This window comes from Pseudomonas viridiflava, assembly GCF_900184295.1.
Taxonomy (GTDB): Bacteria; Pseudomonadota; Gammaproteobacteria; order Pseudomonadales; family Pseudomonadaceae; genus Aquipseudomonas; species Aquipseudomonas viridiflava.
This window is the reverse complement of record NZ_LT855380.1, coordinates 185,874-212,187: the sequence shown is the minus strand read 5'-3', so window position 1 is coordinate 212,187 and position 26,314 is coordinate 185,874. Positions and strand designations below refer to the sequence as shown.

Here is a 26,314-nt window from a genome sequence, read left to right as displayed (position 1 = left end):
TGATTATCTGCGCGGCCCTCTTATTATAGGCCCGGACGAACGTTGCTGGATCGTGACGATAGAAGGTCCACCGCCGCCTGCGTCCCCCGATCATGTACACGGAGAATGATCTAGCTGCCGCCTCCCGCCCGGAGACAGCGAGGGATCGTGTCACGACGTCGGGATAACCTGATCGCCTTCCAGCGCAAACAGTCGCACGCATAGCGTCCTGAGAGGCGTCACCATGCTCCGCGCTCAGCGTTATATGCAAATCTTGCCGTAGCCCACGAACTGTGGGAGTCATTCAGTCAGACACGTCACATCGAGGCGCGCATGCGAAGTGGGTGAGTGACCACTGAGCGAAGTAATACCGGGTATTTCCGCCGCCCGGACAGCTTCGCGTTGGCGGCAGAGGTGGATCGTGGCACGATGGCGCGGTTATCGAACGGGATTGCCAGACCATGCCGCACTCTAAACCCAAGAATCTTTCACTGATCGCCGCTATCGACCTGGGCTCCAACAGCTTCCATATGGTTGTGGCAAAAGCCAATCAGGGCGAAATTCGCATTCTTGAGCGCCTGGGCGAGAAGGTGCAGTTGGCAGCCGGAATTACCGAAGAGCGCCAGCTCACTGAAGAATCGATGCAGCGGGGCCTCGACTGCCTCAAGCGCTTCGCCCAACTGATCAACGGCCTGCCGCTCGGCGCCGTTCGCATCGTGGGCACCAACGCCCTGCGCGAAGCCCGCAACCGCAACGACTTCATCCATCGCGCCGAAGAAATCCTCGGCCACCCGGTGGAAGTCATCTCCGGCCGCGAAGAAGCACGCCTCATTTATCTGGGCGTCTCCCACACGCTGGCGGACACCCCCGGCAAGCGCCTCGTCGCCGACATCGGCGGCGGCAGTACCGAGTTCATCATCGGTCAACGTTTCGAGCCGCTGCTGCGCGAAAGCCTGCAGATGGGCTGCGTGAGTTTCACTCAGCGCTACTTCCGCGACGGCAAGGTGACACCGGCCCGCTACGCGCAGGCCTACACCGCCGCCCGCCTGGAAATCATGAGCATCGAGCACGCGCTGCATCGCCTGAAATGGGATGAAGCCATCGGTTCGTCCGGCACCATTCGCGCGATTGGCGTGGCACTCAAGGCCAATGGCTATGGCGCAGGCGAGGTCAACGCCGAAGGGCTGGCCTGGCTCAAGCGCAAACTGTTCAAACTGGGCGACGTCGAGAAGATCGACTTCGACGGCATCAAGCCTGACCGCCGCGCGATTTTCCCGGCGGGTCTGGCGATTCTGGAAGCGATTTTCGACGCCCTCGAACTCAAGCGCATGGACCACTGCGAAGGTGCGCTGCGTGAAGGTGTGCTGTATGACCTGATGGGTCGCCATCATCACGAAGACGTGCGCGAACGTACGCTGACGTCGCTGATGGAGCGCTACCACGTCGATATGGAACAGGCCGCTCGCGTCGAAGCCAAGGCATTGCATGCCCTGGAACAGGTCGCCGACAGCTGGGACCTGCAACACGAGAGTTATGCCGAGCTGTTGAGCTGGGCCGCCAAGGTGCATGAAGTGGGGCTGGACATCGCCCACTATCATTACCACAAGCATGGCGCCTACCTGATCGAGCACTCCGACCTGGCCGGTTTCTCACGCGAAGACCAGCAAATGCTCGCGCTGCTGGTGCGCGGTCATCGCCGTAACATTCCCAAGGACAAGTTCGCCGAGTTCGGCGATGAAGGCATCAAGCTGATTCGCCTGTGCGTGCTGTTGCGCTTCGCGATTCTGTTCCACCACATCCGTGGCACCCAGGAGATGCCACGTGTGGTGCTACGCGCCGACGGTCCGAACCTGGATGCAGAGTTCCCGGACGGCTGGCTGGAAAACAACCAGCTGACTCAGGCCGACTTCGCGCTGGAAGCGGAGTGGCTGACCCGAGTCGGCATCGTCTTCAGCGTACGCTGAGGACCGGGTTGCTCAGGCGCTCCAGCAGGGTCGCCTGGGCGCTTCGAGCGTTCTGGTTACCGGTCGGCGTGCTGCGCACGTAACGACCGTCAGACTGCAACAGCCAGCTGTGGGTGTTGTCGGTCAGGTAGCTTTCCAGCTCCTTCTTCACCCGCAGGATCAACTTCTTGCCTTCCACCGGGAAGCAGGTCTCGACACGCTTGTCGAGGTTGCGCTCCATCCAGTCGGCACTCGACAGGAACATCTGCTCGTCGCCGCCGTTGAGGAAGTAGAAGACCCGCGTGTGCTCCAGGAAGCGACCGATGATCGAGCGCACATGGATGTTGTGCGAGACCCCGGCGATGCCCGGACGCAGGCAGCACATGCCGCGCACTACCAGATCGATGCGCACGCCTGACTGACTGGCCTTGTACAGCGCGCGGATGATCTTCGGATCGGTCAGCGAGTTGAACTTGGCGATGATGTGCGCAGGTTTGCCGTCGACCGCGAACTGAGTCTCGCGGGCGATCATGTCGAGCATGCCTTTCTTCAGCGTGAACGGCGCGTGCAGCAGTTTTTTCATGCGCAGCGTCTTGCCCATGCCGATCAGTTGGCTGAACAGCTTGCCGACGTCTTCGCACAGCGCGTCGTCGGAAGTCAGCAGGCTGTAGTCGGTGTACAGGCGGGCGTTGCCAGCGTGATAGTTACCGGTACCCAAGTGCGCGTAACGCACGATCTCGCCCGCCTCGCGACGCAGGATCAGCATCATCTTGGCGTGGGTCTTGAAGCCGACCACACCGTAGATCACCACCGCACCGGCGGCCTGCAGACGGCTGGCCAGTTGCAGGTTGGATTCTTCGTCGAAACGGGCACGCAATTCGATCACGGCTGTGACTTCCTTGCCGTTACGCGCCGCATCGACCAGCGCATCGACGATTTCCGAGTTCGCGCCGCTGCGATACAGCGTCTGACGCACGGCGAGCACATGCGGGTCTTTCGCGGCCTGCCGTAGCAAATCGACCACCGGCGTGAAGGACTCGAAAGGGTGCAGCAAGAGGATGTCCTGCTTGCTGATCACGCTGAAAATGTTTTCGCTGTTCTGCAACAGCTTGGGAATCGCTGGCGTGAACGGCAGGTATTGCAGCTCCGGATGGCTGTCCAGACCGGTGATGCTGAACAGCCGCGTCAGGTTGACCGGGCCATTGACCTGATACAGCTCGGACTCGTTCAGGTTGAACTGCTTGAGCAGGTAGTCCGACAGATGCTTGGGACAGGTGTCCGCCACTTCCAGACGCACTGCGTCGCCATAGCGGCGCGAGAACAGTTCGCCGCGCAGAGCACGCGCAAGGTCTTCCACGTCTTCCGAATCCAGCGCCAGGTCGGCGTTACGGGTCAGGCGGAACTGATAGCAGCCCTTGACCTTCATGCCCTGGAACAGATCATCAGCGTGAGCGTGGATCATTGACGACAGGAACACGAAATTGTCGCCCGGCCCGCATACGTCTTCGGGCACCTTGATGATGCGCGGCAGCAGACGCGGCGCCGGGATGATCGCAAGGCCCGAGTCGCGGCCGAAGGCATCGATACCTTCGAGCTCGACGATGAAGTTCAGGCTCTTGTTGACCAGCAACGGAAACGGGTGCGTCGGGTCGAGACCGATCGGGGTGATGATCGGTGCGATTTCGTCGCGGAAATAACGACGGACCCAGGCTTTGAGCTTGGCGGTCCAGTGACGGCGACGAATGAAGCGGACCTGGTGTTTCTCCAGCTCCGGCAGAAGAATATCGTTGAGGATCGCGTACTGGCGGTCGACATGACCGTGAACCAGTTCGCTGATGCGGGCCAGCGCCTGGTGCGGCTGCAAGCCGTCGGCACCGGCCTGTTCACGAGCAAAGGTAATCTGCTTCTTGAGGCCTGCGACACGAATCTCGAAGAACTCATCGAGGTTGCTGGAGAAGATCAGCAGAAACTTCAGCCGCTCCAACAATGGGTAGGACTCGTCGAGCGCCTGTTCCAGAACCCGTATGTTGAACTGCAACTGGGACAGTTCGCGATGGATGTACAGGCTGCTGTCGTCCAGGTTCGGCGCGACAACGGCAGGCACAGTGGCAGCGGGTGGCTCGATGGCCGGTACTACCTCGATGTCAGGGTCAACCATGGGTGCAGTCTCCTGAATATCGACTTCAACAGCGGCTTCGATGAGTCCTTCGGTATTCATGAATGTTCCTGTGAGGCTATTGCCCTTTCAGCAGTTGAGCAGCGCGTACGGCAAAATACGTGAGAATGCCGTCAGCTCCTGCGCGTTTGAAGGCGGTGAGGGATTCCAGAATCACCCCTTCACTCAGCCAGCCGTTCTGGATTGCAGCCATGTGCATGGCGTATTCGCCACTGACCTGATACACAAAGGTCGGCACCTTGAACTCATCCTTGACCCGATGAAGGATGTCCAGGTACGGCATACCCGGCTTGACCATCACCATGTCCGCGCCTTCAGACAGATCGGCAGCCACTTCATGCAGCGCTTCATTGCTGTTGGCCGGGTCCATCTGATAGGACGCCTTGTTGGCCTTGCCCAGGTTCAGTGAAGAACCTACCGCATCGCGGAACGGACCGTAATAGGCGCTGGCGTATTTCGCCGAGTAGGCCATGATCCGCACGTTGACGTGTCCGGCCAGTTCCAGCGCTTCACGAATCGCCTGAATACGACCGTCCATCATGTCGGACGGGGCAACCACCTGCGCGCCGGCATCGGCATGGGACAGGGCCTGTTTGACCAGCGCATCGACCGTAATGTCGTTCTGCACGTAGCCTTCTTCGTCGAGAATGCCGTCCTGCCCGTGCGTGGTGAACGGGTCCAGTGCCACGTCAGTGATGACGCCCAGCTCGGGGAAGCGGTCACGCAGGGCACGTGTTGCACGCTGCGCGATGCCTTCCGGATTCCAGGCTTCGGCGCCATCGAGGGATTTCTTTTCAGGTGGAGTAACCGGAAACAGTGCCAGCGCAGGAATGCCCAGCGCGACCCAGCTTTCGGCTTCCTTGAGCAGCAGATCGACACTCAGGCGCTCGACGCCCGGCATCGAGGCCACTGTTTCACGACGGTTTTCACCATCGAGTACGAATACAGGAAGAATCAGGTCGTCGACGGTGACAACGTTTTCGCGGACCAGCCGACAGGAAAAGTCGTCGCGGCGATTACGGCGCAGACGAGTGAGAGGAAACAGGCGGTTAGCGGGGGTAAAGCTCACGGCGAGACTCCTGAGCCCGCATACGCGGGCAAGCGCGACAGTTATAAGCCGCCATTATGACCAATGTGTGACAGTCATGGTTCGACCTGCGACTGCAGGCCGCAGCGGCGCAACTGGAGAGAAAGGACCATTGTCACTGCAAGAATCTTTAACGTCGAGACACATATGGACACTTTCATCCTTGCGTTGGGCGCGTTAGGCTGCGCGTTCATTTCGCCAGCATCCAGACAATGCTCCAGAATTTCTTGAATGAGTTTGGCTACTTCGCCCTCTTCCTCGGCACCTTCTTTGAAGGCGAGACCATTCTGGTTCTTGCCGGATTTCTGGCTTTCCGTGGATACATGGACCTCAACATCGTCATCCTCGTGGCCTTCTGCGGAAGCTACGCGGGCGATCAGCTGTGGTATTTCATGGGGCGCAAGCATGGCCGCAAACTGCTTGCCCGAAAACCTCGCTGGCAGCTCATGGGCGACAAGGCGTTGAGGCTTGTGCGCAAACACCCTGACATCTGGGTGCTGAGCTTCCGCTTCGTCTACGGATTGCGAACGGTCATGCCGGTGGCCATCGGTCTATCCGGGTATCCGCCAGCGCGCTACCTGCTGCTCAATGGCATCGGCGCGGCAGTCTGGGCAGCAGCGCTGGGTTCGGCGGCGTATCATTTCGGCGCCGTGCTGGAAGGCTTGCTGGGTAACGTCAAGAAATACGAACTCTGGGTGCTCGGCGCCCTGATTCTTCTGGGCCTGGGTCTGTGGCTGCGTCGCCGCATCAAGAATGCCCGCATCGCCCGCGAAGCTCGCGCAGAGAGACAATTCTGCGCATCTTCAGCAGCCTCGGATCTGGACATGCCGGTCGAAGCCCCTCTCGATCTGAAGAAAAAGTCCGACGACTGAATTCCCTTCTGAGTTCTCCGGGCACAGGTCAAAACACCTCGCCCGGATGCTGCGCCCTTCCCCGCCTGATCCCGCCCCGACAAGACCCGACACTGAACAGATGACGCTCAATGTGTTCCATTGGTAGATGCGTCATGACCAAGGAGTCGAATCATGCAAAAGAAAGTGGCTGTGATCCTGTCCGGCTGCGGCGTCTATGACGGTGCCGAAATCCACGAAAGCGTCCTGACCCTGCTGCGCCTCGATCAGCGTGGTGCGCAGGTGCAGTGTTTCGCGCCGAACATCGCGCAACATCATGTCGTCAATCACCTGACCGGCGAAGAAATGCCTGAGACCCGCAACGTGCTGGTCGAGTCGGCACGTATCGCACGCGGCGAAGTGAAGGACCTGCGTGAGGCCGACGTCAACGATTTCGACGCGCTGATCGTTCCGGGCGGCTTTGGCTCGGCGAAGAATCTGTCTGACTTTGCACAACAGGGCCAGGCGTGTCAGGTGAATCCTGAGCTGCTGGCGCTGGCCGAAGCCTTTGCCCTGGCAAGCAAGCCGGTCGGACTGATCTGTATCACCCCGGCCCTCGCTGCCAAGATCTATGGCCCAGGCGTGACTTGCACCATCGGCAATGATCCCGAAACCGCCGCCGCCATCACCAAAATGGGCGGTGCGCATCAGGACTGTGACGTGTCGGAGATTGTGGAAGACGAAGCGCGAAAACTGGTCAGCACCCCGGCCTACATGGTCGCCAAAAGCATCAGCGAAGCGGCGTCAGGCATCAACAAACTGGTTGATCGCGTGCTGGAACTGACTCAGGAACAGGACGCGTGAGAATGCGCGGCTGAGGGCCGTGCTCTCCGCGCCCCAAGCAAGTCTGCCTCAACACTGATCGTTCCTCACGCTCCGCGTGGGAATGCCGCTCAGGACGCTCGGCGTCCGCTCTCGAATGTGGCGCAGATGCGTGTCCAAGCTCCAGCGTTATCCACGTCATGCGCTCGGCTCACTGAAGCCTCAGTCTGTGCCATTTGTGACGCAGAGCGTCACGGGATGCATGCCCACGCGGAGCGATGGGCACGATCAGTGTTGAGGCGGACTTATGTATAACGAAGAGCATGGGAACGATCAGCGTGATCTCAGGCACGCCGATCGGGCCCATGCTTGCGCTCAGCGTTATATCCAAGTCTTGCTGCAACCGCCTCCCACGGGTACGTGTTTTACCCTGCGGTCTCAAGCCTGCGTTTCTCCGCCAGACGACTGCGGCCATACAGCACTGCAATCGCTGTCAGCGCGATGGCCTGTGCACCGAGCGAATACGCATCGGCATGAATGCCCAGCCAGTCGAATTCGAAGAATGGCACCGGCCGGGTGCCGAACACGCCGGCTTCCTGCAAGGCCTTGACGCCATGTCCGGCAAACACCACCGAGAGCGCACACAGCAGGGCTGCATTGATACCAAAGAACAGCGCCAACGGCAGTTTTGCCGAGCCGCGCAGGATGATCCACGCCAGACCAACCAGCAGCACCAGCGCTGTCGCGCCGCCCGCCAGCACTGCGTTATGCCCGGCTGGCCCTGCCTGGAGCCACAGGGTCTCGTAGAACAGGATGACCTCGAACAGTTCGCGGTACACCGAGAAGAACGCCAGTACGGCAAAGCCGAAACGCCCACCGCCGCCGACCAGACTGCTCTTCACGTAATCCTGCCAGGCTGCGGCATGACGTCGGTCGTGCATCCACACCCCCAGCCACAGCACCATCACGCTGGCGAACAATGCGGTCGCACCTTCCAGCAGCTCACGCTGCGCGCCACTCACGTCGATGACATAGGCGGCCAGCGCCCAGGTCGCCAGGCCTGCCAGTAGCGCCAGGCCCCAGCCGACGTTGACGCTGCGCACCGCCGATTGCTGTCCGGTGTTTCGCAGAAACGCCAGAATTGCCGCCAGCACCAGAATCGCTTCCAGCCCTTCGCGCAACAGAATCAGCAGGCCCGAGATGTAGCTCAAAGACAGGCTCAAACCGTCGCTGCCCAGCAAGTCAGCAGACTGCTTCAGCTTGGCCTTGGCTGCTTCCAGCTTCTGCGCCGCCTGTGGAACCGGCAGACCGTCCTGCAGGGACTGACGATAAGCCATCAGACTTTTTTCAGTGTCCTTGCGAACGTCGGCGTCTACGTTGTCCAGCGAGCTTTCGACCAGTTCGAAGCCTTCCAGATAGGCCGCAACCGACAGGTCATACGCCTGCTCACGATCACCTGATCGGTAGGCGGCCAGGCTCTTGTCCAGGGTCGCGCTGGTGTAATCGAGCAACTGCGCAGGCCCGCGTTGGACCTGCGGTGGCTGTGAGCGCTGAGCGCGGAATGTGGCGGCCGCTTCAGGGCCTTCGGCTGCCTGAATCTCCGCAGGCGTCTGGCGCGCCAGGTCCGCAAGGTTGAATGTCTTGGTCGGAGTCGCGACAGGTTGCGCACTGAAACTGGCAATGTAGGTGGCGATGTCCCAGCGCTGTCGATCATCCAGCTGGTCGGCAAACGCCGGCATGTCAGTGCCCGCAATACCCAGACCTGTAGCGCTGTAAAGGCTGTAGAGACTCAGGCGATCCAGCCGTGCGGCGTCGCGCAGGTCGCCCGGCGCAGGCTCGAGGCCAATACCGGCAGGACCATCACCGGCTCCGGTGTCGCCATGGCAGACCGAACAGTGCTGCGCGTACAGCGGCGCACCGCGAGCAGGATCCGGGGTGATGGCCGGTGCCTGACTGACTTCATAGGCCAGCGCCAGCCTTGCACCCAGCTGCCTGGCCTGACGCGCCACGAGCGTACCGTCCTGTCGTTTGTCCACGACGCCCTTGAGGTCTGCTGCGCCCTTCTCCAGCTCGGCACGTTCAGTCCGCTGCGGCAGCGCAACGATCAGGCTTTGAAGCGCGTTCAACGCGTCGATCTGCTTCTGGTAACCGGCACTGTCGATGACCTTGCCATCCGCAACCGTCGCCGGATAGTCCGCACTGAGGTAATCCAGCACATGCAGCGCCTGAGCTGCGCCCTCGACGGGATCGGCCAGCGCACCGAAGCTGCATAGCAGCATCATGGAGGCCAGAAGCCGGACGAGTGAACGAGAGTGCAGGTGCATTGGTGAATCTCAATAAGAATGCGATGCGTTGCATTGTTCACGTCAATCAGACGCTACTCAATACTCCGGACGCTTTTTTGTTACAGAGTTTTACGACAGCGCGCAGTTACTTCTTTAAAACGGCAGTCCCCCCCTGAAGTCTGCGCTGCTCAGACCCCGCTCAAGCGGTAGGAAATGTCTGTAATCCCTGTGAGATGTCAAAAAGCCATTGCTCTATGCATTCTGATGCTTATAATCCCGCGCCCGCACCGCTGGATCCAATCAGGCGAAGCGGTCTTACGCTTCGAACAGCTCCTGTTCGGTCATCTGGATTTCGATAGCCCCACGGCTGTCACCTAAGGGAATAGAACGTCATGCCTTCTCGTGCCTTGACTGCGCTCGCGCTGATTTCCGCTGTTCAACTGGCAGGCTGCTCTGCCTTTCGCAACTATGACACCGAGCTGCAACAAACCAATCAGCAGCTGGCCAGCGGCAATGTGGACGCAGCGATCGGCACGCTGGAAAAGAACAACACCGGTGAAGACAAGGACCTTCTCTACTACTTCGAGAAGGGCGAGCTGTTGCGCGCCAAGGGTGACTTCGCTGGCAGCCAGACGGCTTGGCGTGCTGCCGATCTGGTGGTGTTCAAATGGGAAGAGTCGGTCAAGCTCGACACCGACAAATACCTCGCGCAGTTCGGCAGCTTCCTGATCAACGATAAGGTGCGCCGCTACGAGGGCTATGACTATGAAAAGGTCATGCTCACCACCCAGATGGCGCTCAACCAGCTGGCGCGCAACGATTTTGACGGCGCCCGCACTGAGATCAAGAAGATGCACGAGCGCGAAGCGGTCATCGCCGAGCTGCGCGACAAGGAATACCTCAAGAGCGAGCAGGAAGCCGAGAACCGGGGCGTGAAGACCGAGTTCAAAGACCTGCGCGGCTACCCTGTCGCCTCGCTGGACGCCCCTGAAGTCGTCAGCCTGAAGAACAGCTACCAGAGCGCGTTCAGCCATTATCTGTCCGGCTTCGTCTACGAAGCACTCGGCGAGAAAGGCCTGGCAGCACCGGGTTATCGCAAGGCCGCCGAACTGCGCCCCAATACGCCGTTGCTGGAACAGGCCCTCAAGGACCTTGATGCAGCAGCCAGCAAGGACGGCAACAGTGAAGTGCTGATTGTCGTGCAGAGCGGCTTTGCCCCGGCACGCGACTCGGTCAGTATTCCGTTGCCACTGCCCATCAGCGGCAATCTGGTCATCACACCGCTGTCGTTCCCGGTCATCAAACCGGACACCACGACTCCCGCGTTCAACCAGATCACGCTGGATGGCCAGCCGCTGAACCTGACGCTGCTCAACAGCACCGCCGACATGTCTCGCCGGGCACTGCGTGACGACATGCCGGGCATTATCCTGCGCACCACCGTACGCGCCATTACCCGCGGCGTGGCTCAAAAACAGATCAACGAGACCAACCCGCTGGCCGGTCTGGCCGTCGGTATCGCCTCGGCCATCACCGAAGGCGCCGACACCCGCACCTGGCGCACGTTGCCGGACAACACACTGGTGGCGCGCCTGCGCCTGACCCAGGGTGAGCACCAGATCATCCTGCCCAACGCGCTGGGCGGCTCACATGTTCGCGTCAAGGTCGACCAGCGCTATCAGGTGATCCCGCTGCGTGCACTGGGCAGTCAGGTCTATGCGGGCAGTCTGGCCGCTCAGGTCATGCCGTCGAACGTTCCGCAAGCCATCGCCACCGCCAAACAACCCTGATCGGAGATTTTCCATGCGCATGAAGATTCTTGTCGCGCTGACTGTTGCACTGCTCGCGGGCTGCGCGACGCCACCGCCGCCCGCGCCGGGCAGCGCTGCAAGCAAAGTGGTGTCCATGGGCGACACCCAATACATCGAAGTCGGCGCCATGCGCGTCGCGCGCGAAAACGGCTTTCTGACCGTCAAGGCGCAACTGACCAACACCAGCAGCCGCAACAGGATGATGTATTACCGCTTTGCCTGGCTGGGCAATGACGGCTTCCCGGTTGCCGATGAAGAAAGCTGGAAAAGCATGACGCTGTATGGCTCGCAAAGCACCGTGCTGCCTGCCATCGCCCCGGTTCCGCGCGCGACCGATTTCCGCATCGAAATCAACACGCCTTGATCCGCACACCTATTCGCCCAGTTCTGGAGAACGTCTCAATGTTCACACGCTTCTGCTCCATCGCCGCCGTCGCCCTGCTGGTTACCGGCTGTGCCAACAACTCGCCCGGTCTGGGCAGCAAGAACATCAGCTACGGCGACACCAAGGCCGTCGAAACCGTGACCAACGAGTTCGGCTCTACCGATCTGCAGATGATCGCCGAAAGCATGACCCGCTCCCTGGCTCAGTCCGGCACCCTGCAGGGTCGCCCGGTGGTTCAGGTTTACGACGTGAAGAACAAGACCAGCGAGTACATCGATACCCGTGAGATCACCACGTCGATCAAGACCCAGTTGATGAAAAGCGGCACCGCCCGTTTTGCCAGCGACGACAACCAGATGCAGAACCAGGTCGATCAGCTCAAGCTGCAGAACCAGAGCGGCCTGTACAAGAAGACCACTGTCGCCAAGACCGGCAACATGATCGCTGCCAAATACCGTCTGGAAGGCTCGATCAGCTCCATCGTCAAGCGCAGCAGCGACTACAAGGATGTCTTCTACAAATTCAGCCTGCAGTTGATCGACGTTGAAAGCGGTCTGGCCGAATGGATGGACGAGAAAGAAATTCGTAAAACCACGGAGCGTTAATCGATGCGCGCATGGATCGGCATTATCGGCATGGCTTGCGCTTTCGCAGCACAGGCCGCGCCAAAGATCGCGGTTACGGACCTGGCCTATCAGGAACGCGTGGAGCAGTACATCCACACCGTGTCGGCACGCAGTAACATGCAGGCCAACTATTACAGCGCCAGCGGCTCGTCCAGTTACGACGAATACGAGTCGCGCACCAGCTACATCGAGCAGACCGAACTGCGCAAATTCAGCGGCGACATCAAGGGCGAGATCATCAAGTCCGGGATGTTCCAGCTGGTGCAGGCCACGCCGTACACCGCCGGGTCCAAGGAAGACGTTTACGACGTCATCAAGCGCATCAAGAACGGCAGCTTCAAGGGCGCGGACTACGTGCTGTTCGGCACCGTCTCGGACATCGATTTCCAGCAGGATATCGGTGAGATCGCCAATACCAACTCGCATTCGGCCATTCTGGGCCTGACGCTGGTGGCGGATTTCAGCCTGATCAACACGCGCACCTATGAAGTCACCTCAGCCTTCACCGCAATGGGCGAAGGCCAGGACACCAAACTGGTGAATGGCCGGGACATCAAGGTCTCGCTCAACCGCCCTCGGGTGGTTCGCGATGTCTCGAAATCGATAGGTGAAGACGTGGCCCGCCAGCTGCGAGAGCAACTGCGCGGCGAGGTGGAATACACCGGGCAACAGCCGCAGCACAACAACCTGCCGAGAGACGAGGCGCCTAAAATTCTGCGCTGAGGCGAGGATTAAAGGTCCTTTAAAACCGTCGCGAGCCGCTCGAGCCAAACGAGCGCGCTCGCGATGCTTCTATCACGCCGTACCGCGATGCAATGTCGCGAGGAAAGCCGCGGCCCCCACGAACAGACTGGCAAAGCTACGATTCAGACGACGCTGCTGACGCGGGGTTTTCAGTGCGCGCAGGACTTTCGAGGCAAGCCCGGTGTAGCCCGCCATCACGATCAGATCCACGACCACCATGGTGGCCGCGATGATCACGTACTGGATCAGCATCGGTGCGGCCGGATCAACGAACTGCGGCAGGATCGCCAGCATGAACACCAGTGCCTTGGGGTTACTGATGTTGACCAGAAAGCCACGCAGCACCAGCCTCCAGATACTGCCGACGGGACGAGCCGTTGGCCCGTCGGAGAGGTCCATGGGCAGCGCTCGCCATTGCTTGATGCCCAGGTAGACCAGATACGCCACGCCGAACCACTTGATCAACGTGAACGCCAGCTCCGACGCAGCAAGCACAGCGCCAAGGCCCGCCGCGACAATGGCAATCTGCGCCACCAGCGCGATTTGCAGACCGAGCGCATTCCAGTAGCCGCGCAGAAAGCCGTATTGCAGGCCGCACGACATCGAGGCGATAGCGCCTGCACCGGGAGAAAGACTGATAATCCAGCAGGCTGCAAAGAAGCCCAGCCACGTTTCAAGCGCCATCACGCACCTCAAGCAGAATCGAATACCCGCTAAATTAGTGCGTAATGGTCTGCGTGACCAATGATTTCTAGTCCTGCTCGTCCTGCGGGGTCGGAGTGGCTGACTGAGGATACAGTTCACTCCCGCGCCAGCGGCGAACCGACTTCTGGAAGAACTGGCTGTTGGGCACCTGAACCAGCGCACCGCCGGCTTCGGGTGTTTCGATCAGGGTCGTGAACATCAGGTTGATTGCAACCACACGGCCCTTCACGCCCGGCTTGTCCAGCGTGTCGACCAGCTCGACCAGATCACCGATGCGGAACGGTCCGATGGTGAAGATGAGGATCGCGCACAGCAGGTTGGAGAGCACGCTCCACATGGCGAAGAACGCCACCGCAGCAACCGCCACAAACCCGGACAAGGCCGTCCACAACACAGTGGCTGAAACGCCGAGACGCCCCAGCACAAAGACGAAGGCACTGCCCATGATCAGCCAGCGCAGGCCGCCACGTACCGGCACCAGAAGCTCGGGCGGCAACGGGTAGCGCTCGCCCAGGCCGGTCAGAAAACGGCCAACGACCCGCTGCAGTACATAACCTGCCAACAGAATCAGCAGGATCTGCACCCCCAGCAGAATCGGTTCTACCCAGTAAGCGGAGACCGGCAAACCCAACACTTCCATCACGACAAGGCTTCCAGCTCGGCCTGCATCGACTCCAGCAACTCCAGCGCCTGCATCCAGGCATCCTCCAGCTCGGACTCACGCACTTTCAGTTTTGCCTGTTCGGCCAGCAGGTCGCGCAGCTTGTCCTTGTTGGCGGCATCGTAGTTGGCGCTGTCAGCCAGTGCCTCTTCAACCTTGGCGAGCTTTTCGTGCAGCGTGCCCAGATCGCGCTCCAGCTTGTCGGCCTCGCGTTTGTGCGGGGCCAGTTGCTGACGCAGGGCAGCAGCCTGCTGACGCTGAGCCTTCTTGTCGGTCTTGTCGGCGTTGACCGGTGTATTGCTGACCGGCGCATTGCGCAATCGATAGTCAGCCAGCCAGCGTGTGTAGTCGTCCAGATCGCCATCGAACTCCTGAACGCGACCGTCAGCCACCAGCAGGAAGTCGTCGGTGGTGCTTTTGAGCAAGTGCCGATCGTGAGAGACCACCAGTACCGCGCCGCCAAACTCCTGCAGCGCCATGGTCAGCGCGAGGCGCATTTCCAGATCCAGGTGGTTGGTGGGTTCGTCGAGCAGCAACAGGTTGGGCTTTTCCCAAGCGATCAGAGCCAGCGCCAGACGCGCCTTTTCGCCACCGGAGAAGTTCAGCACCGGCTCATCCAGACGCGCGCCGCGGAAGTCGAAACCGCCAAGGAAGTCGCGCAGGGTCTGCTCGCGCTCGGTCGGGGCCAGGCGCTGCAAGTGCAACAGCGGCGTGGCCTTGGCGTCCAGCGAATCGAGTTGATGCTGGGCAAAGTAGCCCACGGTCAGGTTCTCGCCGCGCACCAGTCGGCCGCTCTGAGGGGAGAGTTCGCCTGCCAGGTTTTTGATCAGCGTCGACTTGCCCGCGCCGTTAGGCCCGAGCAGACCGATACGCGCGCCCGGCGTCAGTTGCAGCTTGACCTTCTCCAGGACGGTCTTGTCGCCGTAGCCCAGACGCGCTTCGGACAGGTCCAGCAGCGGGCTGGAGATCTTGTCGGACTCACGGAAAACAAAGTTGAAGGGCGAATCCACGTGCGCAGCGGACAGCTCTTCCATGCGTTCCAGTGCCTTTATCCGGCTCTGGGCCTGACGGGCCTTGGTGGCCTGGGCCTTGAAGCGCGCGATGTATTTTTCCATGTGCGCACGCTGCACCTGCTGCTTCTCGTAGGCCTGTTGCTGCTGGGCCAGACGTTCCGCACGGGCGCGCTCGAACGCGCTGTAGCCACCACGGTAGAGCGTGATCCTGCGTTGCTCGACATGTGCGATGTGATCGACCACGGCATCGAGAAAATCCCGGTCGTGGGAAATCAGCAGCAAAGTGCCCGGATAGCTTTTCAGCCAGTCTTCGAGCCACAAAATCGCGTCGAGGTCCAAGTGGTTGGTCGGTTCGTCGAGTAGCAGCAGGTCCGATGGGCACATCAGGGCCTGCGCCAGGTTCAGACGCATGCGCCACCCACCCGAAAAGCTGCCGACCTGGCGCTCCATCTGCTCGTTGGTGAACCCGAGGCCCGCCAGCAGCTTGCGAGCGCGGGCGTCAGCGGTATAACCGTCGGCGCTGTCGAGCTCGGCGTGCAGACGCGCCTGAGCGGCACCGTCCTGCGCCGCTTCGGCTTCAGCCAGCAAGCGCTGAACCTCGCGCAGACGCACGTCGCCGTCGAGCACGTAATCGACGCCCAGGCGTTCGAGCGTGTCGACCTCCTGACGCATATGAGCGATGCGCCAGTCAGCGGGCAACAGACAGTCACCGGCATCGGGCGTAAGCTCGCCGCGCAGCAAGGCGAACAGGCTGGATTTACCGGCGCCGTTGGCACCGATCAGACCGGCTTTATGGCCGGCGTGCAGGGTCAGCTCGGCGTCTTCTAGCAGACGTTGCGGACCACGCTGTAAGGTAAGGCTTTGAAGTCGAATCATAATGGCGGCGGAGTCTACCAGCTTCGTCCCGGACAGGGAGATCACTATGCCTACAGACCTCTGGAGTTTCACCCTGGATTTTTACGCCCGACCGGGTGTGGAACAGGCCTGTCTGACACTGCAAACCAGCGGGGCCAACGTGTGTGCGGTGTTATGTGGCGTGTGGCTGGGGCTGCGCGGAGTGGAATGCAACACGCAACGATTGTCCGAAATCGGACAGTTGGCGACGCCATGGCACGATGACGTCGTGCGGCCGCTGCGGGAAATGCGCACCCAGTGGCGGGCGGCAGCTCAGGATGACGCCGTTCTGGGCGAGCTGCGAAACAGGGTCAAGGCATTGGAATTGGAGGCCGAACACACGCTGCTCACCCGACTTGAGGCCTTGAGCCGTGACTGGCCAGATGCGAACAAAACGGATGTCGCCGGGTGGCTTGCGGGCATTGTCGAAAGCCCGGCACAAAAAAACCGCGATGCGCTGCAAGTGCTGCGCATCGCGGCTGATGTCACCGACGCTTAGGAAGCGCTGGTAGGCGTTGCGCCATTGGCCGCTGCCGGAGCAGGCGCGGCGGCTGGAGCTGGCGCTGGCGCTGCCGCCGGCTTGACCGCAGGCGTGGTGGACGCTGCAGGCTTGGCGGCTGCTGGTTTTGCAGCAGGCTTGGCAGCGGCTGGCTTGGCGGCGGCTTTCCCCGGGGCCTTGGCAGGTGCTTTTGCCGGCGCCTTGACGGCGGCTGGCTTGGCAGCAGCGGGAGCCTTGGAAGCTGCTGGTTTGGCAGCGGCAGGCTTCGCAGTTGCAGGCTTGGCCGGTGCCTTGGCGGCAGCGGGTTTGGCCGCTGCTTTCGCAGGAGCCGGTTTGGCCGCTGCTGTTTTTGCAGCAACAGGCTTGGCGGCAGCGGCGGGTTTCGCAGCAGGCTTCACGGCAGCCTTGACCGGAGCTTTGGCAGCGACGGTTTTGGCGGCGGTTTTGGCCGCAGGCCTGGCAGTAGCTTTGGCAGGTGCCTTGGCAACGGGTGCTTTCGCGGCAGCAGCCTTGGCCGCAGGCGCTTTGGCTACCGGTGCCTTGGCAACGGTCTTGGCGGAAGGCTTGGCAGCCGCCGCTTTGGCGGGTGCAGCAGGCTTGGCTTCGCGGGTGGTGAGGATCTTGCCGACGGCTTCCTTGACGCGACCAATGCCCTGGGCAAGCTTCAGGCTTTCCTGAGCATCACGCTTGAGGTGCAGAATGTAGGTGCGGGTTTCAGTCTGACGGTCCTTGAGTGCATCCAGCAATTCTTCCAGTTCAGACACGGCGCCTTTGGCCTTGGTCTGCGCCTTGGCCTTACCGACCGTGGCGGCATCCTGCAACTTGGTGCGCGACTTGTGCAGTTTTTCCTGCGCTTTGCCACGTTGTTTTTCGAGCTTGGCGAGCAATTTCTCGGCATCAGCCAAAGCTTGTGAGCAGGCGTCTTCCAGATGCTCGAGCAAGCTGCCCGATAGTTGTTGGAGCAAATGCAACGGAGTATTTACTGGCTTCTTTTTGGCCGACATGACTTACCTCCTGGCTGACGAAATTGCGGCTCATACTAGACTTCTGCTCGCACCGCCGCTAGGGCATCTTGACACCATGAACGGCGCCCTGTTGCATGGTGAAAAAAATGATTGTCGGGCCTGTTTCCAGGTCTTTGCGAAATTCACCTTGCAAGACACGTCACCACAGGCGCTTGCACTGGCATAATCGCTGACTTCCCAGGCCGGAGAGCATCCATGTCGCGCTACCTGTTAACGTCGTTGTTTCTCTTGCTACCGCTGGCTCAGGCCACTGAAACGCCTCCAAACACGGATTCCCACGACCTTGCCTACAGCCTGGGCGCAAGCCTGGGTGAACGCTTGCATCAGGAGGTCCCGGACCTTGATCTGAAAGCGCTGGTCGATGGCTTGAAGCAGGCCTATCAGGGCAAGCCACTGGCACTCAAGCAGGAGCGTATCGACCAGATTCTGCGTGAGCACGATGCTGCCATGGCCCAGGCCGAGACCACGGGAACAGACGCGCCGACCGAAGCCGCGCTGGGTGCCGAAAAGCGTTTCATGGAAAGCGAGAAGGCCAAGCCGGGCGTCAAGGTGCTGGCTGACGGTATCCTGATGACGGAACTCACACCCGGCACAGGGCCAAAGCCGGACGTGAATGGCAGGGTAGAAGTGCGTTACGTGGGTCGCCTGCCGGACGGCACGATCTTCGATCAGAGCACACAGCCTCAGTGGTTCAGGCTCGACAGTGTAATCAGCGGCTGGACCAGCGCACTGCAAGGCATGCCGACCGGGGCGAAATGGCGGCTGGTGATTCCATCGGATCAGGCGTACGGCGCAGAGGGCGCAGGCGACCTGATCGACCCGTTCACGCCACTGGTGTTCGAGATCGAGCTGATCGCCGTTTCGCAGTAATCCGCTCTTATCAAAACAAACTGCCACCCACTGAAGAAACACTGTTCTTTTGTAGGAGCGCGCTTGCCCGCGATGAACGATGACGCGATGGTCCTGACAAACCGCGTCGACTGCATCGCGGGCAAGCGCGCTCCTACGGTCTGTGTTTGCTGCGCGACAGCACTACGTCGAAGACGTGGTGGGGCCTCCCACAGAAACGCGAAAGGGTGCAAAAGCACCCTTGGCAACCCCATGGACATCAGGAAACGATCAGGCCTGAACGGCGGCCTCTTCCTTGTGTGAGGTGTGCAACACTTCGATCAGGCAGTCTTCAAGCTCGAAGCGCTCATGCAACAGACCGCCCAGCTTGTTGAACTCCTTTGCCACGACCGAGCAGTCCGAGCAGTCACCCTTGTCACAGCGGTCATTGAACGCCAGCGCCAGCTCGGTAATGACATTCAGACGTGGGTAGAGGGTATCCGCCAGCTCAAGCCCGCGCTCGTCATTGAAAGCCTTGGCTTCATTGCCCAGCTGTTCGTAGACCTCGAAATGACCGGCCGAAACGTAGTCGACCAGAATTCCGCAAAAGTTCTGCAATGCCGCGCGATCAGCTGCGAGCGCTTCGGGCGTATCGCCCAACGCATCGTAGGCATTGATCAGTTCACGGCGGCACTCCAACCAGCGGTCAATCAACAGATTGACACCACCCCAGCGTTCCTGAGCATTCTGACAACTTTCCAGCATGATGTTCTCTCTTCCCTTCAGGGGCATGCGGTCCTGTGCCGGCCTTATTCATTTAAGGACCTGGCCTGATGAAAGCGTCAGGACAGCATACTTCCAATGACGCGTGCGGCCCAGATTATGCCCGCTCGACGAGGCCATCAAGGTACGCAGGAGATAAAGTTCATACAAGCGTTTAATAGTCGGTCCGACTTCCGGCAGATATCCAGCGGCTCAATTCGCTGAAAAGCGGATACAACGGCAGCAGCGCCAGACCGACAAATGCCAGCAGACTCCATTCGGGAAGACTCAGGCCGAACAGCGACCAGGTGATTTGCGCGCAAACCGCAGCATTGACGTGGAAGCTGTCGTTCCACCGGCCCGGGGAGAGGCTGTCGAGCGCGGCGAACACCGGTATCAGCTCATCTGCCGATGCCGTTTGCAGCCAGACCTGAAAACCCGCCATGGCCGCACCGACCAGTGCGACCACCAGCAACGTCACACAGTAGCGGTGCCAGCCGGTCGCGCCGGGTGAATGACAGGCTGCTACCAGCGTCAGCACACCGCAACTGACCATCGCCGCCCGTTGCGAGAGGCAGAGCAGACAAGGTTCAAGGCCGACGGCGTGTTGCAGGTAAAGCACAGCGGCAATGATCAGCGCACAGGTCAGAAATGCCAGAAAAAACAACGAACGCGTGCGAGCCAGGTGCATGGCGAATCCGTAACAAAAGACGAGGCGTTAACGGTAGAGGAAAGGGCCCGGCGCTTTCAAGGCGACGTCGTACAGATACGTCGCCGCAAAATGTGGAAACAACACACGTGAAGATAGGGCTTCTTAACGAGTTGGCGTAGGAATGTTCGTACTTTGCACGGACGGGTTTTGAACGTTGGCATTGGCATGCATGAGCCCTGCTTTCTGCCAGGGCTCATGCATGTGAAACATCAGACGCCGCTGAGCGCGGGTAACGGCCTTGTCAGAAGTCGCTCGTCGAGCAGGCCCAGCCCTTCCTGAAAGAGCTGGTTGCTGCGATCCGTTTCACCCAGTTGAGCAAGCAACCGCGCCAGCTCGGCGCAGGTTTCCGGGTTACGCTCCAGACGCAGGCTGTTTTCCAGATAGTCGCGAGCCTTGCCCCAAAGCCGGCTTTGCAGGCAGATACGACCCAGGCTCAACAGCAGGCTCGGATCGCTCGGATGGTGCTTGAGCCAACCTTCTGCGGTCTGCAGCTGCTTAGCCGGATCACCGCCACGTACCAGCCCGTACAACCGGGCCAGATGGCTGCTGTAGTCGCGCTTGAGGGCAGAGCGCAGCACTTCTTCAGCCTGCGCCTCGGCACCGAGACGACGCAACTGATCGGCATACGCCAGTATCAGTTGCGGCTCCTGACGTTGTGCAGAGGACAGACCTTGCCAGGCTTTTTCAAGCGAAGGCAGACCGGTCAACGAGCCCTCGCCTTCTTCACGGTAGGCCGCCAGCGTAAGGTTTTCCCCCCAGGCACGACGTTCCAGCTCAGCGAGTTCACGAGGCGGTAATACCTTATCCTTGCGAAGCTCCGGCATCAGACGAATCAACGCCGACCAGTCACCGCGTTGCTGATACAACCGTTGCAACTGACGCAACACCTGAGGGTTATGCGGGTGACGTTCGTGCATGGCCTGAAGCGTGGTCAATGCACCATCGGTGTCGCCACGATCCTGCTGCAACTGCGCGTGGTTCAGGGCAATCGCCAGTTCCGCCTGCGGCTGGCGAATCAGTGCGCGCTCAAGCAGGTTGTCACAATCTTCGTAACGACCCTGCTCGTTGGCCGCTCGTGCAGCGCCAATGTAGTACAGCAACGGATGGGCGTCGGCCTCGGCAGCACGATGAAGATGACGCTGCGCGCTGGACCAGCGACCCTCGGCAAGGTCCATCTGGCCCTGTTCGATTGCGATCTGGACACGGCGGCGGCGATTGCGACGCGACCAAGGATTGACCAGCCCTCCCGATGTGGTCAGCAGGTTGATGACCAGACGGATGAGCAGGATCACCAGCAGGAAGGCGACCAGCAGCGCCAGCGTTGCCCACAGGCTCGATTCATAACGGAAGTTCTGATATGCGATCAGGACGTACCCGGAATGCTCGGCGATGGCGACACCGATCAACGCCGCCGCAGCGATGGCGATGAACAGCAGTACATAGAATCGCTTCATGGGCTGGTCCCTCGCATCGCCTCGGCAGGCTGACCTGACGCGTGACGACGTTCGAGGTACGCCTGAACGGCGCTCAGGCTCTGCGCCAGATCAGGCGTCTTCACCGCTACAGGCTGCGCAGCGACAGCATCAAGGCGCGCGCCCAGCAATTTACTTTGCGGATCGTCCTGATTGAAGTTGGACTGCAGAACGCTTTTGGCCTCGGCCAGCGCACGGGAATACACCTCAGGCTCGCCATTGAGCGCGGCCCACTGCGCCTGTTCGAGTGCCAGACTCAGGGCCAGACGGACCTGGGCAAGGCTCTGTCCGGCCAGAACCGGACGAATGTCCTTGTCAGCGTTGAAATCGATACGGAAGTAATGGGAAAGCTGCGCCCACCAGCGCGACCATGTGCTGTCTTCACTGGCATCGGTCAGGCCCGGCAGGGTATCGCCCTTGTCTTCATATTCCGGCGCCAGCTTGTTGAGCTGTACCGCCTGATCACGCAGTGCGGCCAGTTGCAGGAACAGCCCGGTACGGTCCGGCTGCTCAAGACTGCGCAGGGCGCCGAGGCTTTTGGCAAGCTGTTCGCGTGCGGCAAACGAGCCCGGATCGTCCTGTTCGCGCAGAATTTCATCGGCACCCTGCACCAGTGCCTCGGCACTGTTGATGTCCTGCAGCGCGGAAAGACGCAGGCTGGCCAGACGCAGCAAGTGCTCGGCCTCGGCCAGACGCCAGTCCTTGCGGCTGGCGCCAAGGACGGTTTCCAGACGCTGACTCAGACGCTGCTGGTCGCCCTGCAACTGCGCCACCAGACGGCGGCTGTCTTCAAGCTGATCGGCCGGCGGAAACTGCGCAAGACGAGCTGTCAGCTGCTGGTCACTCTGGGCCAGCGCCAGCGTCTGCTCGGCAATGTCCTGAACCTCGCCGCGCTGCTGCTGATGCCCGGCCTGCAACATGCGCAGTTGCCAAACGCCCCAGCCTGCAACGGCCACGCCTGCAATACCCAGCAAGAGGGCCAGGATCACCAGGCCGCTGCTGCGATTGCCCGAACGCTCGGGGCGCACAGGTTCAGGGGTGGAGGCCGGTGTTTTGACTACCGATTCATCGTCTCTAGGCAAGGCAGTTTCGCTCACGTATCCCATCCTTTGCATGTTGGCGTAATAGCGTAAACGACAGAGAGTCGATCAATACGCCTCGACGGCAGGCTGAGGTCGATCCCGCAACGCTGCCAGCAGTGCCCCGGCGTTCGCGCCGTGGCAATCAATCACATTCAGAGCCCCGGCAGCACGAGCCATCTCGGCCACCCGGGGACTGGGTACAAACAACGGCAGACCTGCCAGATCCGGCCAGCGCTCACCTGCCAGCGCGAGCAGATGTTCAAAACCCTGCCCACTGCTGACCACCAGCCCGTTCAAGCGTTCCAACTCGACACGTTGCGGCAGTGCCGAGGCAGGGTACTGTGGCAGATAACGACGGTACAGCGGCAGGTAATCGACTGTCACACCCTGTTCGCGCAAACGCTCGGCCAACAGCTCGCGTCCCTCGTCACCCCGCATGATCAGCACACGACCGCCCGGAACGGCAATCGCCGCCTGCAATCGCGGCAGATCCAGCAGGGCTTCGCTGTCATCGCCCTGCTCGGGCCAACTGACATCCAGACCATAGTCGATCAGTATCTGCCCGGTCGCGGCGCCGACACTGAACCAGGGCTGAATAGGCGGCTGGGGCCAGACCTCATCGATCAGTTCGATGGCCAGACGGGCAGCCGGCTTGCTGACCACAATGACGGCGCAGTAATTGAGCAGCTCGAAAATGATCGAGTGCTGGGCAGGCGTCAACGGCAGCGGTTCGGTTTCAAGCAGGGGCAGGCTGCTGCTGAAGATACCGGCGTCGGCCAACGTACTGGCCAGCGCCGCCGATTCCTCGGCAGGACGGGTCAGCAGCAGACGCCAGTTGCTCATTCGTCTGCAGCCTCGCCGTAGACGGCCTTGAGGATTTTTGCCGCCCCCTGGGCCAGAAGCGCTTCGGCAACCTCGACACCCAACGCCTGCGCCGCAGTCTGTGGGGCACGGGCTTCTGCGCGCAGCAGCAAGCTACCGGAAGGATCTCCGACCATCCCACGCAACCAGACCTGATCGTCTTCAAGCACGGCGTAGCAGGCAATCGGCACCTGGCAGCCGCCATTGAGATGCTTATTCAGCGCGCGCTCGGCAATCACGCGCACGGCAGTGTCTTCGTGGTGCAAGGGCGCAAGCAACGCATGAATCTGTGCATCGACACTGCGGCATTCGATGCCCACCGCGCCCTGGCCACCGGCAGGAAGACTGTCTTCAACGCTGATCGCCGAGGTGATGCGGTCCTCGAACCCGAGGCGGATCAGACCGGCCGCGGCCAGAATGATCGCGTCGTATTCGCCCGAGTCCAGTTTGGCCAGACGCGTATTGACGTTGCCGCGCAGGAAGTGAATCGTCAGGTCGGGACGACGCGCCAGCAACTGGGACTGGCGACGCAGACTGGACGTCCCGACGATGCTGCCGGCAGGCAGATCTTCCAGACTGGCAAAGGTGTTGGACACGAACGCATCGCGGGCGTCTTCGCGCTCGCAGATGCAGAACAGCCCGAGGCCGTCCGGGAAGTCCATTGGCACGTCTTTCATCGAGTGCACGGCGATGTCCGCCTCATTTTCGAGAAGCGCTGTTTCGAGTTCCTTGACGAACAGCCCCTTGCCACCGATTTTCGACAATGGCGAATCCAGCAGCTTGTCGCCACGACTGACCATCGGCACCAGCGTCACGATCAGGCCGGGATGGGCTTTCTCCAGACGTGCTTTGACATATTCGGCCTGCCAGAGGGCCAACGCGCTCTTGCGGGTAGCGATGCGGATTTCGCGAGAAGACATTGAACGATCCGTACTGGGTAGATGCGACGGATAATAACAGCTCAGCCGGACAGCTTCAGCGTTGACCGAAAACGAGTGTCAGCCCGCCTGCAGGTATCAGAACCACAGACTGGGCTCAATGAAAATGGGAGGTGGATTGTTCGCGGAGAACCGGAAAACCCAAGGTCTGGAATCTGTATTCAGCGCCAGGACCATGGCTCGGTTTTCGCGAGCAAACCCGTGCAACGGAGTTTCTACAGCGTTTGCATCATTTTACGTACACCCGCCACATGACGACGGCTGACGATCAGGGCATCACCACCCAGCCCTCTGAGGAACAGCTGAAAGTGCCCCAGCGGCGTGCGTTGCAGGCGTTCGATCCGCTCCCGCGCCACCAGTGCATTGCGATGGATACGCACGAATCGATCACCGAATTCGTCTTCCAGCGCCTTGAGTGGCTCGTCCAGAAGCACTTCGCCGCCCTCGTGACGCAGGGTCACGTATTTATGGTCAGCGATGAAATAGATCACCTGGTCCAACGGAATCAGTTCGATACCTTTGCGGGTACGCGCGCTGATGTGGGTCCGCGGGCCATTTCCGCTTTCGGCTGCGGGTCGGGTCATGGCGGCCAGTTGCACGCGATTGGGCCGCTCGGCCTTCCTCAGCGCCTCGATAAGATGCTCTGGACGCACAGGTTTTACCAGGTAACCGACAGCGCTGACCTGGAACGCATCCAGCGCGAACTCGTCGTGTGCGGTGCAGAAAACCACGGCGGGAGGCGCTTCGCGCTCGCACAGCCTGGCGGCGACCTGCAAGCCGTCCATACCCGGCATACGGATGTCCAGCAGCACGACATCCGGCTTGAGATTATCGATCAGCGCCAATGCTTCATCACCATTTGTGGCGCTGGGTTCCAGTACCCTGTAACCCTCGAGTTCGCCGACCAATCGGCTCAGTCGCTCGCGGGCCAGGGGTTCGTCATCAACGATCAGGACATTCATATAGCTCTGGCTTCCTGCGTGAGTCTCGCACAAGGATAGCGTAGACAGGTGTAGTGACGACCGTCACGGCGCTCCACGCTCAGACTGGCGTACGGGCCAAAAAGTGCCGTAATGCGCGCACCGATATTCGTCAGGGCCTGTTGAGTACCGTTGGAAGTCTGCCGAGTGGCAACTTCTTCATAGGGATTGCTGACACGCAATATGAACTCTCCCTCTCTATAGTCTGCTTCGACTGTTACTACACCCCCTTCGACTCGCGGGGCAATGCCATAGATCAAAGCGTTTTCAAGTAATGGCTGCAAGGTTAGCTGGGGAATCGGCAAGTCATCAGGAATTGCGCTCACCCTCCAGTCCAACTGTAGACGCTCGCCGAGACGATATTGCTCAATCGATAAATATCGTTTTGCCAAAGCCAGCTCCTCGCTCCACGTCACAAGGCTGCCGGGCTTGGCCAGACTGGCGCGAAAAAGGTCGGAAAGATCCAGCACCGCCTGTTCGGCCTTGACCGGATTGCTGGCCACCAGGCTCGCGATGCTGTTGAGCGTATTGAACAGAAAGTGCGGCCGGATACGTGCCTGCAACGATTCGATCCTGGCCTGAAGCTCGCCCTGCTGCTGCTTGCGCCACTGACTCTGCAGATAAAAGTAGCGCAACATCAGGGCTGACATGATCAGCGCAATCATCGAATAGCGAATGTACCGATCCACCATCCCGCCCACCGTGATCCTGCCGGTGAGCTGACACACGTCGGTGACCGCCGTGCACAGCAGCGTCAGACCGACCACCAACAGACAACCGAGCAGACCCGCAAGTCCTGGCGAGAGACGTGCCAGCCAGGGTCGCAGGCCGCACAGCAAGGCGGCGGACAGCAGCACGATCCATTGCACGAACAGCGACATCAGCGCCAGCCGCACCCAATCGAACCCCGTGCGCATCGGCTCGACCAGCACCAGAACCAGTACCAACAGTTCGGCCAGCACCACGAGCACGAGCAGGGCCTGCGGCAGGCACAGTTCGGGCAGGAAGAATTCTTTGCCGGGGGCACGCCCGGTGTCACGCTTTACAGGATGATCTCGCATCGGCTCAGTCTCGGCTCTGGCAGGGCCAGCGGCAAGCCATCCGAAAATAAAAAAGTGTCAACCCTGTTATCATCGCAACCGCCTTTGTGCCACGTATCGGGCACGCCACTTTCCGTAGAGCAACGAGCGAATC

General features: G+C 60.6%; 24 protein-coding genes. 9 read left to right on the top strand and 15 right to left on the bottom strand.

The window, feature by feature from the left end; all coding sequences use genetic code 11:
• The first annotated feature begins 440 nt into the window (after window positions 1–440).
• Window positions 441–1,943, top strand: coding sequence for an exopolyphosphatase (ppx, locus tag CFBP1590_RS01050; RefSeq protein ID WP_025996723.1), 1,503 nt, complete (start codon window positions 441–443; stop codon window positions 1,941–1,943).
• Here ppx and ppk1 read toward each other — a convergent pair.
• Together ppk1 and hemB are read right to left on the bottom strand one after the other, a co-directional pair.
• Entirely contained in the window at window positions 1,930–4,080 is a 2,151-nt protein-coding gene (gene ppk1 / locus CFBP1590_RS01045; RefSeq protein WP_231508923.1) for a polyphosphate kinase 1, read from the bottom strand. The genes ppx and ppk1 overlap by 14 nt on opposite strands.
• Window positions 4,081–4,156: 76 nt before the next feature.
• A complete protein-coding gene (hemB, locus tag CFBP1590_RS01040) occupies window positions 4,157–5,167 on the bottom strand; it encodes a porphobilinogen synthase (RefSeq protein ID WP_088234315.1) in 1,011 nt (336 codons plus the stop codon).
• Window positions 5,168–5,397: 230 nt separating this feature from the next.
• On the opposite strand from hemB, the gene CFBP1590_RS01035 reads away from it, so the two are divergent.
• Both CFBP1590_RS01035 and elbB read left to right on the top strand, forming a co-directional pair.
• On the top strand, window positions 5,398–6,057 hold the full coding sequence (locus CFBP1590_RS01035; RefSeq protein ID WP_004886851.1) for a DedA family protein: 660 nt from the start codon (window positions 5,398–5,400) through the stop codon (window positions 6,055–6,057).
• A gap of 153 nt (window positions 6,058–6,210) precedes the next feature.
• Window positions 6,211–6,879, top strand: a complete 669-nt coding sequence (gene elbB, locus CFBP1590_RS01030) for an isoprenoid biosynthesis glyoxalase ElbB (protein ID WP_029242911.1) — start codon at window positions 6,211–6,213, stop codon at window positions 6,877–6,879.
• Between the two features lie 383 nt (window positions 6,880–7,262).
• On the opposite strand, the gene CFBP1590_RS01025 is transcribed toward elbB, so the two are convergent.
• Window positions 7,263–9,161, bottom strand: a complete 1,899-nt coding sequence (locus CFBP1590_RS01025) for a cytochrome c/FTR1 family iron permease (protein WP_088234314.1) — start codon at window positions 9,159–9,161, stop codon at window positions 7,263–7,265.
• A gap of 353 nt (window positions 9,162–9,514) precedes the next feature.
• On the opposite strand from CFBP1590_RS01025, the gene CFBP1590_RS01020 reads away from it, so the two are divergent.
• Genes CFBP1590_RS01020 through CFBP1590_RS01005 form a run of 4 tightly spaced genes read left to right on the top strand, consistent with a single transcriptional unit; the run spans window position 9,515 to window position 12,667 of the window.
• Complete coding sequence (locus CFBP1590_RS01020; RefSeq protein WP_088234313.1) at window positions 9,515–10,912, top strand: COG3014 family protein; 1,398 nt, start codon at window positions 9,515–9,517, stop codon at window positions 10,910–10,912.
• 13 nt (window positions 10,913–10,925) lie between these two features.
• Window positions 10,926–11,297 carry a YcfL family putative periplasmic lipoprotein gene (locus tag CFBP1590_RS01015; RefSeq protein ID WP_029242908.1) on the top strand — a complete coding sequence of 124 codons (372 nt, stop codon included), beginning with the start codon at window positions 10,926–10,928 and terminating at the stop codon, window positions 11,295–11,297.
• 38 nt (window positions 11,298–11,335) lie between these two features.
• Window positions 11,336–11,923 (top strand): penicillin-binding protein activator LpoB, encoded by a 588-nt coding sequence (gene lpoB, locus CFBP1590_RS01010; protein ID WP_029242907.1) that lies wholly within the window; start codon window positions 11,336–11,338, stop codon window positions 11,921–11,923.
• A gap of 3 nt (window positions 11,924–11,926) precedes the next feature.
• Window positions 11,927–12,667, top strand: a complete 741-nt coding sequence (locus tag CFBP1590_RS01005) for a hypothetical protein (RefSeq protein ID WP_004886867.1) — start codon at window positions 11,927–11,929, stop codon at window positions 12,665–12,667.
• 72 nt (window positions 12,668–12,739) lie between these two features.
• On the opposite strand, the gene CFBP1590_RS01000 is transcribed toward CFBP1590_RS01005, so the two are convergent.
• The 3 genes from CFBP1590_RS01000 to CFBP1590_RS00990 all read right to left on the bottom strand — a co-directional run bounded on the left by CFBP1590_RS01000 (window position 12,740) and on the right by CFBP1590_RS00990 (window position 15,943).
• Entirely contained in the window at window positions 12,740–13,372 is a 633-nt protein-coding gene (locus CFBP1590_RS01000) for a LysE family transporter (RefSeq protein ID WP_004886868.1), read from the bottom strand.
• Window positions 13,373–13,439: 67 nt separating this feature from the next.
• Window positions 13,440–14,033 carry a mechanosensitive ion channel family protein gene (locus CFBP1590_RS00995; RefSeq protein ID WP_088234312.1) on the bottom strand — a complete coding sequence of 198 codons (594 nt, stop codon included), beginning with the start codon at window positions 14,031–14,033 and terminating at the stop codon, window positions 13,440–13,442.
• Window positions 14,033–15,943 (bottom strand): ATP-binding cassette domain-containing protein, encoded by a 1,911-nt coding sequence (locus CFBP1590_RS00990; protein ID WP_029242905.1) that lies wholly within the window; start codon window positions 15,941–15,943, stop codon window positions 14,033–14,035. The genes CFBP1590_RS00995 and CFBP1590_RS00990 overlap by 1 nt, the downstream gene beginning before the upstream one ends.
• 46 nt (window positions 15,944–15,989) lie before the next feature.
• Here CFBP1590_RS00990 and CFBP1590_RS00985 point away from each other — a divergent pair, with 46 nt between their 5' ends.
• The gene (locus CFBP1590_RS00985; RefSeq protein WP_088234311.1) at window positions 15,990–16,460 is read left to right on the top strand and encodes a TIGR02444 family protein; all 471 of its coding nucleotides are present in this window, start codon (window positions 15,990–15,992) and stop codon (window positions 16,458–16,460) included.
• On the opposite strand, the gene CFBP1590_RS27975 is transcribed toward CFBP1590_RS00985, so the two are convergent.
• On the bottom strand, window positions 16,457–17,464 hold the full coding sequence (locus CFBP1590_RS27975; RefSeq protein ID WP_088234310.1) for an AlgP family protein: 1,008 nt from the start codon (window positions 17,462–17,464) through the stop codon (window positions 16,457–16,459). The two genes, CFBP1590_RS00985 and CFBP1590_RS27975, sit on opposite strands and share 4 nt — an antisense overlap.
• Window positions 17,465–17,680: 216 nt before the next feature.
• On the opposite strand from CFBP1590_RS27975, the gene CFBP1590_RS00970 reads away from it, so the two are divergent.
• Window positions 17,681–18,355, top strand: coding sequence for an FKBP-type peptidyl-prolyl cis-trans isomerase (locus CFBP1590_RS00970; protein WP_088234309.1), 675 nt, complete (start codon window positions 17,681–17,683; stop codon window positions 18,353–18,355).
• A gap of 249 nt (window positions 18,356–18,604) precedes the next feature.
• Here CFBP1590_RS00970 and CFBP1590_RS00965 read toward each other — a convergent pair whose 3' ends face one another.
• The 8 genes from CFBP1590_RS00965 to CFBP1590_RS00925 all read right to left on the bottom strand — a co-directional run bounded on the left by CFBP1590_RS00965 (window position 18,605) and on the right by CFBP1590_RS00925 (window position 26,181).
• A complete protein-coding gene (locus CFBP1590_RS00965) occupies window positions 18,605–19,078 on the bottom strand; it encodes an Rsd/AlgQ family anti-sigma factor (protein ID WP_004886882.1) in 474 nt (157 codons plus the stop codon).
• A 172-nt stretch (window positions 19,079–19,250) separates the two neighbouring features.
• The gene (locus CFBP1590_RS00955; protein WP_029242901.1) at window positions 19,251–19,766 is read right to left on the bottom strand and encodes a disulfide bond formation protein B; all 516 of its coding nucleotides are present in this window, start codon (window positions 19,764–19,766) and stop codon (window positions 19,251–19,253) included.
• A gap of 230 nt (window positions 19,767–19,996) precedes the next feature.
• Window positions 19,997–21,241, bottom strand: coding sequence for a heme biosynthesis protein HemY (locus CFBP1590_RS00950; RefSeq protein WP_088234308.1), 1,245 nt, complete (start codon window positions 21,239–21,241; stop codon window positions 19,997–19,999).
• Window positions 21,238–22,356: a uroporphyrinogen-III C-methyltransferase gene (locus CFBP1590_RS00945; RefSeq protein ID WP_163008044.1), complete on the bottom strand. Its 1,119-nt coding sequence runs from the start codon at window positions 22,354–22,356 to the stop codon at window positions 21,238–21,240. The genes CFBP1590_RS00950 and CFBP1590_RS00945 overlap by 4 nt, the downstream gene beginning before the upstream one ends.
• Window positions 22,357–22,407: 51 nt before the next feature.
• Window positions 22,408–23,184, bottom strand: a complete 777-nt coding sequence (locus tag CFBP1590_RS00940; RefSeq protein ID WP_088234306.1) for a uroporphyrinogen-III synthase — start codon at window positions 23,182–23,184, stop codon at window positions 22,408–22,410.
• Window positions 23,181–24,122 carry a hydroxymethylbilane synthase gene (gene hemC, locus CFBP1590_RS00935; RefSeq protein ID WP_029242898.1) on the bottom strand — a complete coding sequence of 314 codons (942 nt, stop codon included), beginning with the start codon at window positions 24,120–24,122 and terminating at the stop codon, window positions 23,181–23,183. Before hemC ends, CFBP1590_RS00940 begins: the two co-directional genes overlap by 4 nt.
• Window positions 24,123–24,355: 233 nt before the next feature.
• On the bottom strand, window positions 24,356–25,102 hold the full coding sequence (locus CFBP1590_RS00930; protein ID WP_004886893.1) for a LytR/AlgR family response regulator transcription factor: 747 nt from the start codon (window positions 25,100–25,102) through the stop codon (window positions 24,356–24,358).
• Complete coding sequence (locus CFBP1590_RS00925) at window positions 25,099–26,181, bottom strand: sensor histidine kinase (protein WP_025996738.1); 1,083 nt, start codon at window positions 26,179–26,181, stop codon at window positions 25,099–25,101. Before CFBP1590_RS00925 ends, CFBP1590_RS00930 begins: the two co-directional genes overlap by 4 nt.
• Between the last annotated feature and the right edge of the window lie 133 nt (window positions 26,182–26,314).

What these genes read in the sequence shown, in the direction of transcription:
- CFBP1590_RS00985 (WP_088234311.1), top strand. Translation starts at nt 15,990, where the DNA reads ATGCCTACAGACCTCTGGAGTTTCACCCTGGATTTTTACGCCCGACCG.
- lpoB (WP_029242907.1), top strand. Translation starts at nt 11,336, where the DNA reads ATGTTCACACGCTTCTGCTCCATCGCCGCCGTCGCCCTGCTGGTTACC.
- CFBP1590_RS00970 (WP_088234309.1), top strand. Translation starts at nt 17,681, where the DNA reads ATGTCGCGCTACCTGTTAACGTCGTTGTTTCTCTTGCTACCGCTGGCT.
- CFBP1590_RS00925 (WP_025996738.1), bottom strand. Translation starts at nt 26,181, where the DNA reads ATGCGAGATCATCCTGTAAAGCGTGACACCGGGCGTGCCCCCGGCAAA.
- CFBP1590_RS00955 (WP_029242901.1), bottom strand. Translation starts at nt 19,766, where the DNA reads ATGCACCTGGCTCGCACGCGTTCGTTGTTTTTTCTGGCATTTCTGACC.
- CFBP1590_RS00965 (WP_004886882.1), bottom strand. Translation starts at nt 19,078, where the DNA reads ATGCTGGAAAGTTGTCAGAATGCTCAGGAACGCTGGGGTGGTGTCAAT.
- hemC (WP_029242898.1), bottom strand. Translation starts at nt 24,122, where the DNA reads ATGTCTTCTCGCGAAATCCGCATCGCTACCCGCAAGAGCGCGTTGGCC.
- ppx (WP_025996723.1), top strand. Translation starts at nt 441, where the DNA reads ATGCCGCACTCTAAACCCAAGAATCTTTCACTGATCGCCGCTATCGAC.
- CFBP1590_RS00990 (WP_029242905.1), bottom strand. Translation starts at nt 15,943, where the DNA reads ATGATTCGACTTCAAAGCCTTACCTTACAGCGTGGTCCGCAACGTCTG.
- CFBP1590_RS01020 (WP_088234313.1), top strand. Translation starts at nt 9,515, where the DNA reads ATGCCTTCTCGTGCCTTGACTGCGCTCGCGCTGATTTCCGCTGTTCAA.
- CFBP1590_RS01035 (WP_004886851.1), top strand. Translation starts at nt 5,398, where the DNA reads ATGCTCCAGAATTTCTTGAATGAGTTTGGCTACTTCGCCCTCTTCCTC.
- CFBP1590_RS01015 (WP_029242908.1), top strand. Translation starts at nt 10,926, where the DNA reads ATGCGCATGAAGATTCTTGTCGCGCTGACTGTTGCACTGCTCGCGGGC.
- ppk1 (WP_231508923.1), bottom strand. Translation starts at nt 4,080, where the DNA reads ATGGTTGACCCTGACATCGAGGTAGTACCGGCCATCGAGCCACCCGCT.
- CFBP1590_RS00995 (WP_088234312.1), bottom strand. Translation starts at nt 14,033, where the DNA reads ATGGAAGTGTTGGGTTTGCCGGTCTCCGCTTACTGGGTAGAACCGATT.
- CFBP1590_RS01000 (WP_004886868.1), bottom strand. Translation starts at nt 13,372, where the DNA reads ATGGCGCTTGAAACGTGGCTGGGCTTCTTTGCAGCCTGCTGGATTATC.
- elbB (WP_029242911.1), top strand. Translation starts at nt 6,211, where the DNA reads ATGCAAAAGAAAGTGGCTGTGATCCTGTCCGGCTGCGGCGTCTATGAC.
- CFBP1590_RS27975 (WP_088234310.1), bottom strand. Translation starts at nt 17,464, where the DNA reads ATGTCGGCCAAAAAGAAGCCAGTAAATACTCCGTTGCATTTGCTCCAA.
- CFBP1590_RS00930 (WP_004886893.1), bottom strand. Translation starts at nt 25,102, where the DNA reads ATGAATGTCCTGATCGTTGATGACGAACCCCTGGCCCGCGAGCGACTG.
- CFBP1590_RS00950 (WP_088234308.1), bottom strand. Translation starts at nt 21,241, where the DNA reads ATGAAGCGATTCTATGTACTGCTGTTCATCGCCATCGCTGCGGCGGCG.
- CFBP1590_RS00940 (WP_088234306.1), bottom strand. Translation starts at nt 23,184, where the DNA reads ATGAGCAACTGGCGTCTGCTGCTGACCCGTCCTGCCGAGGAATCGGCG.
- CFBP1590_RS01005 (WP_004886867.1), top strand. Translation starts at nt 11,927, where the DNA reads ATGCGCGCATGGATCGGCATTATCGGCATGGCTTGCGCTTTCGCAGCA.
- CFBP1590_RS01025 (WP_088234314.1), bottom strand. Translation starts at nt 9,161, where the DNA reads ATGCACCTGCACTCTCGTTCACTCGTCCGGCTTCTGGCCTCCATGATG.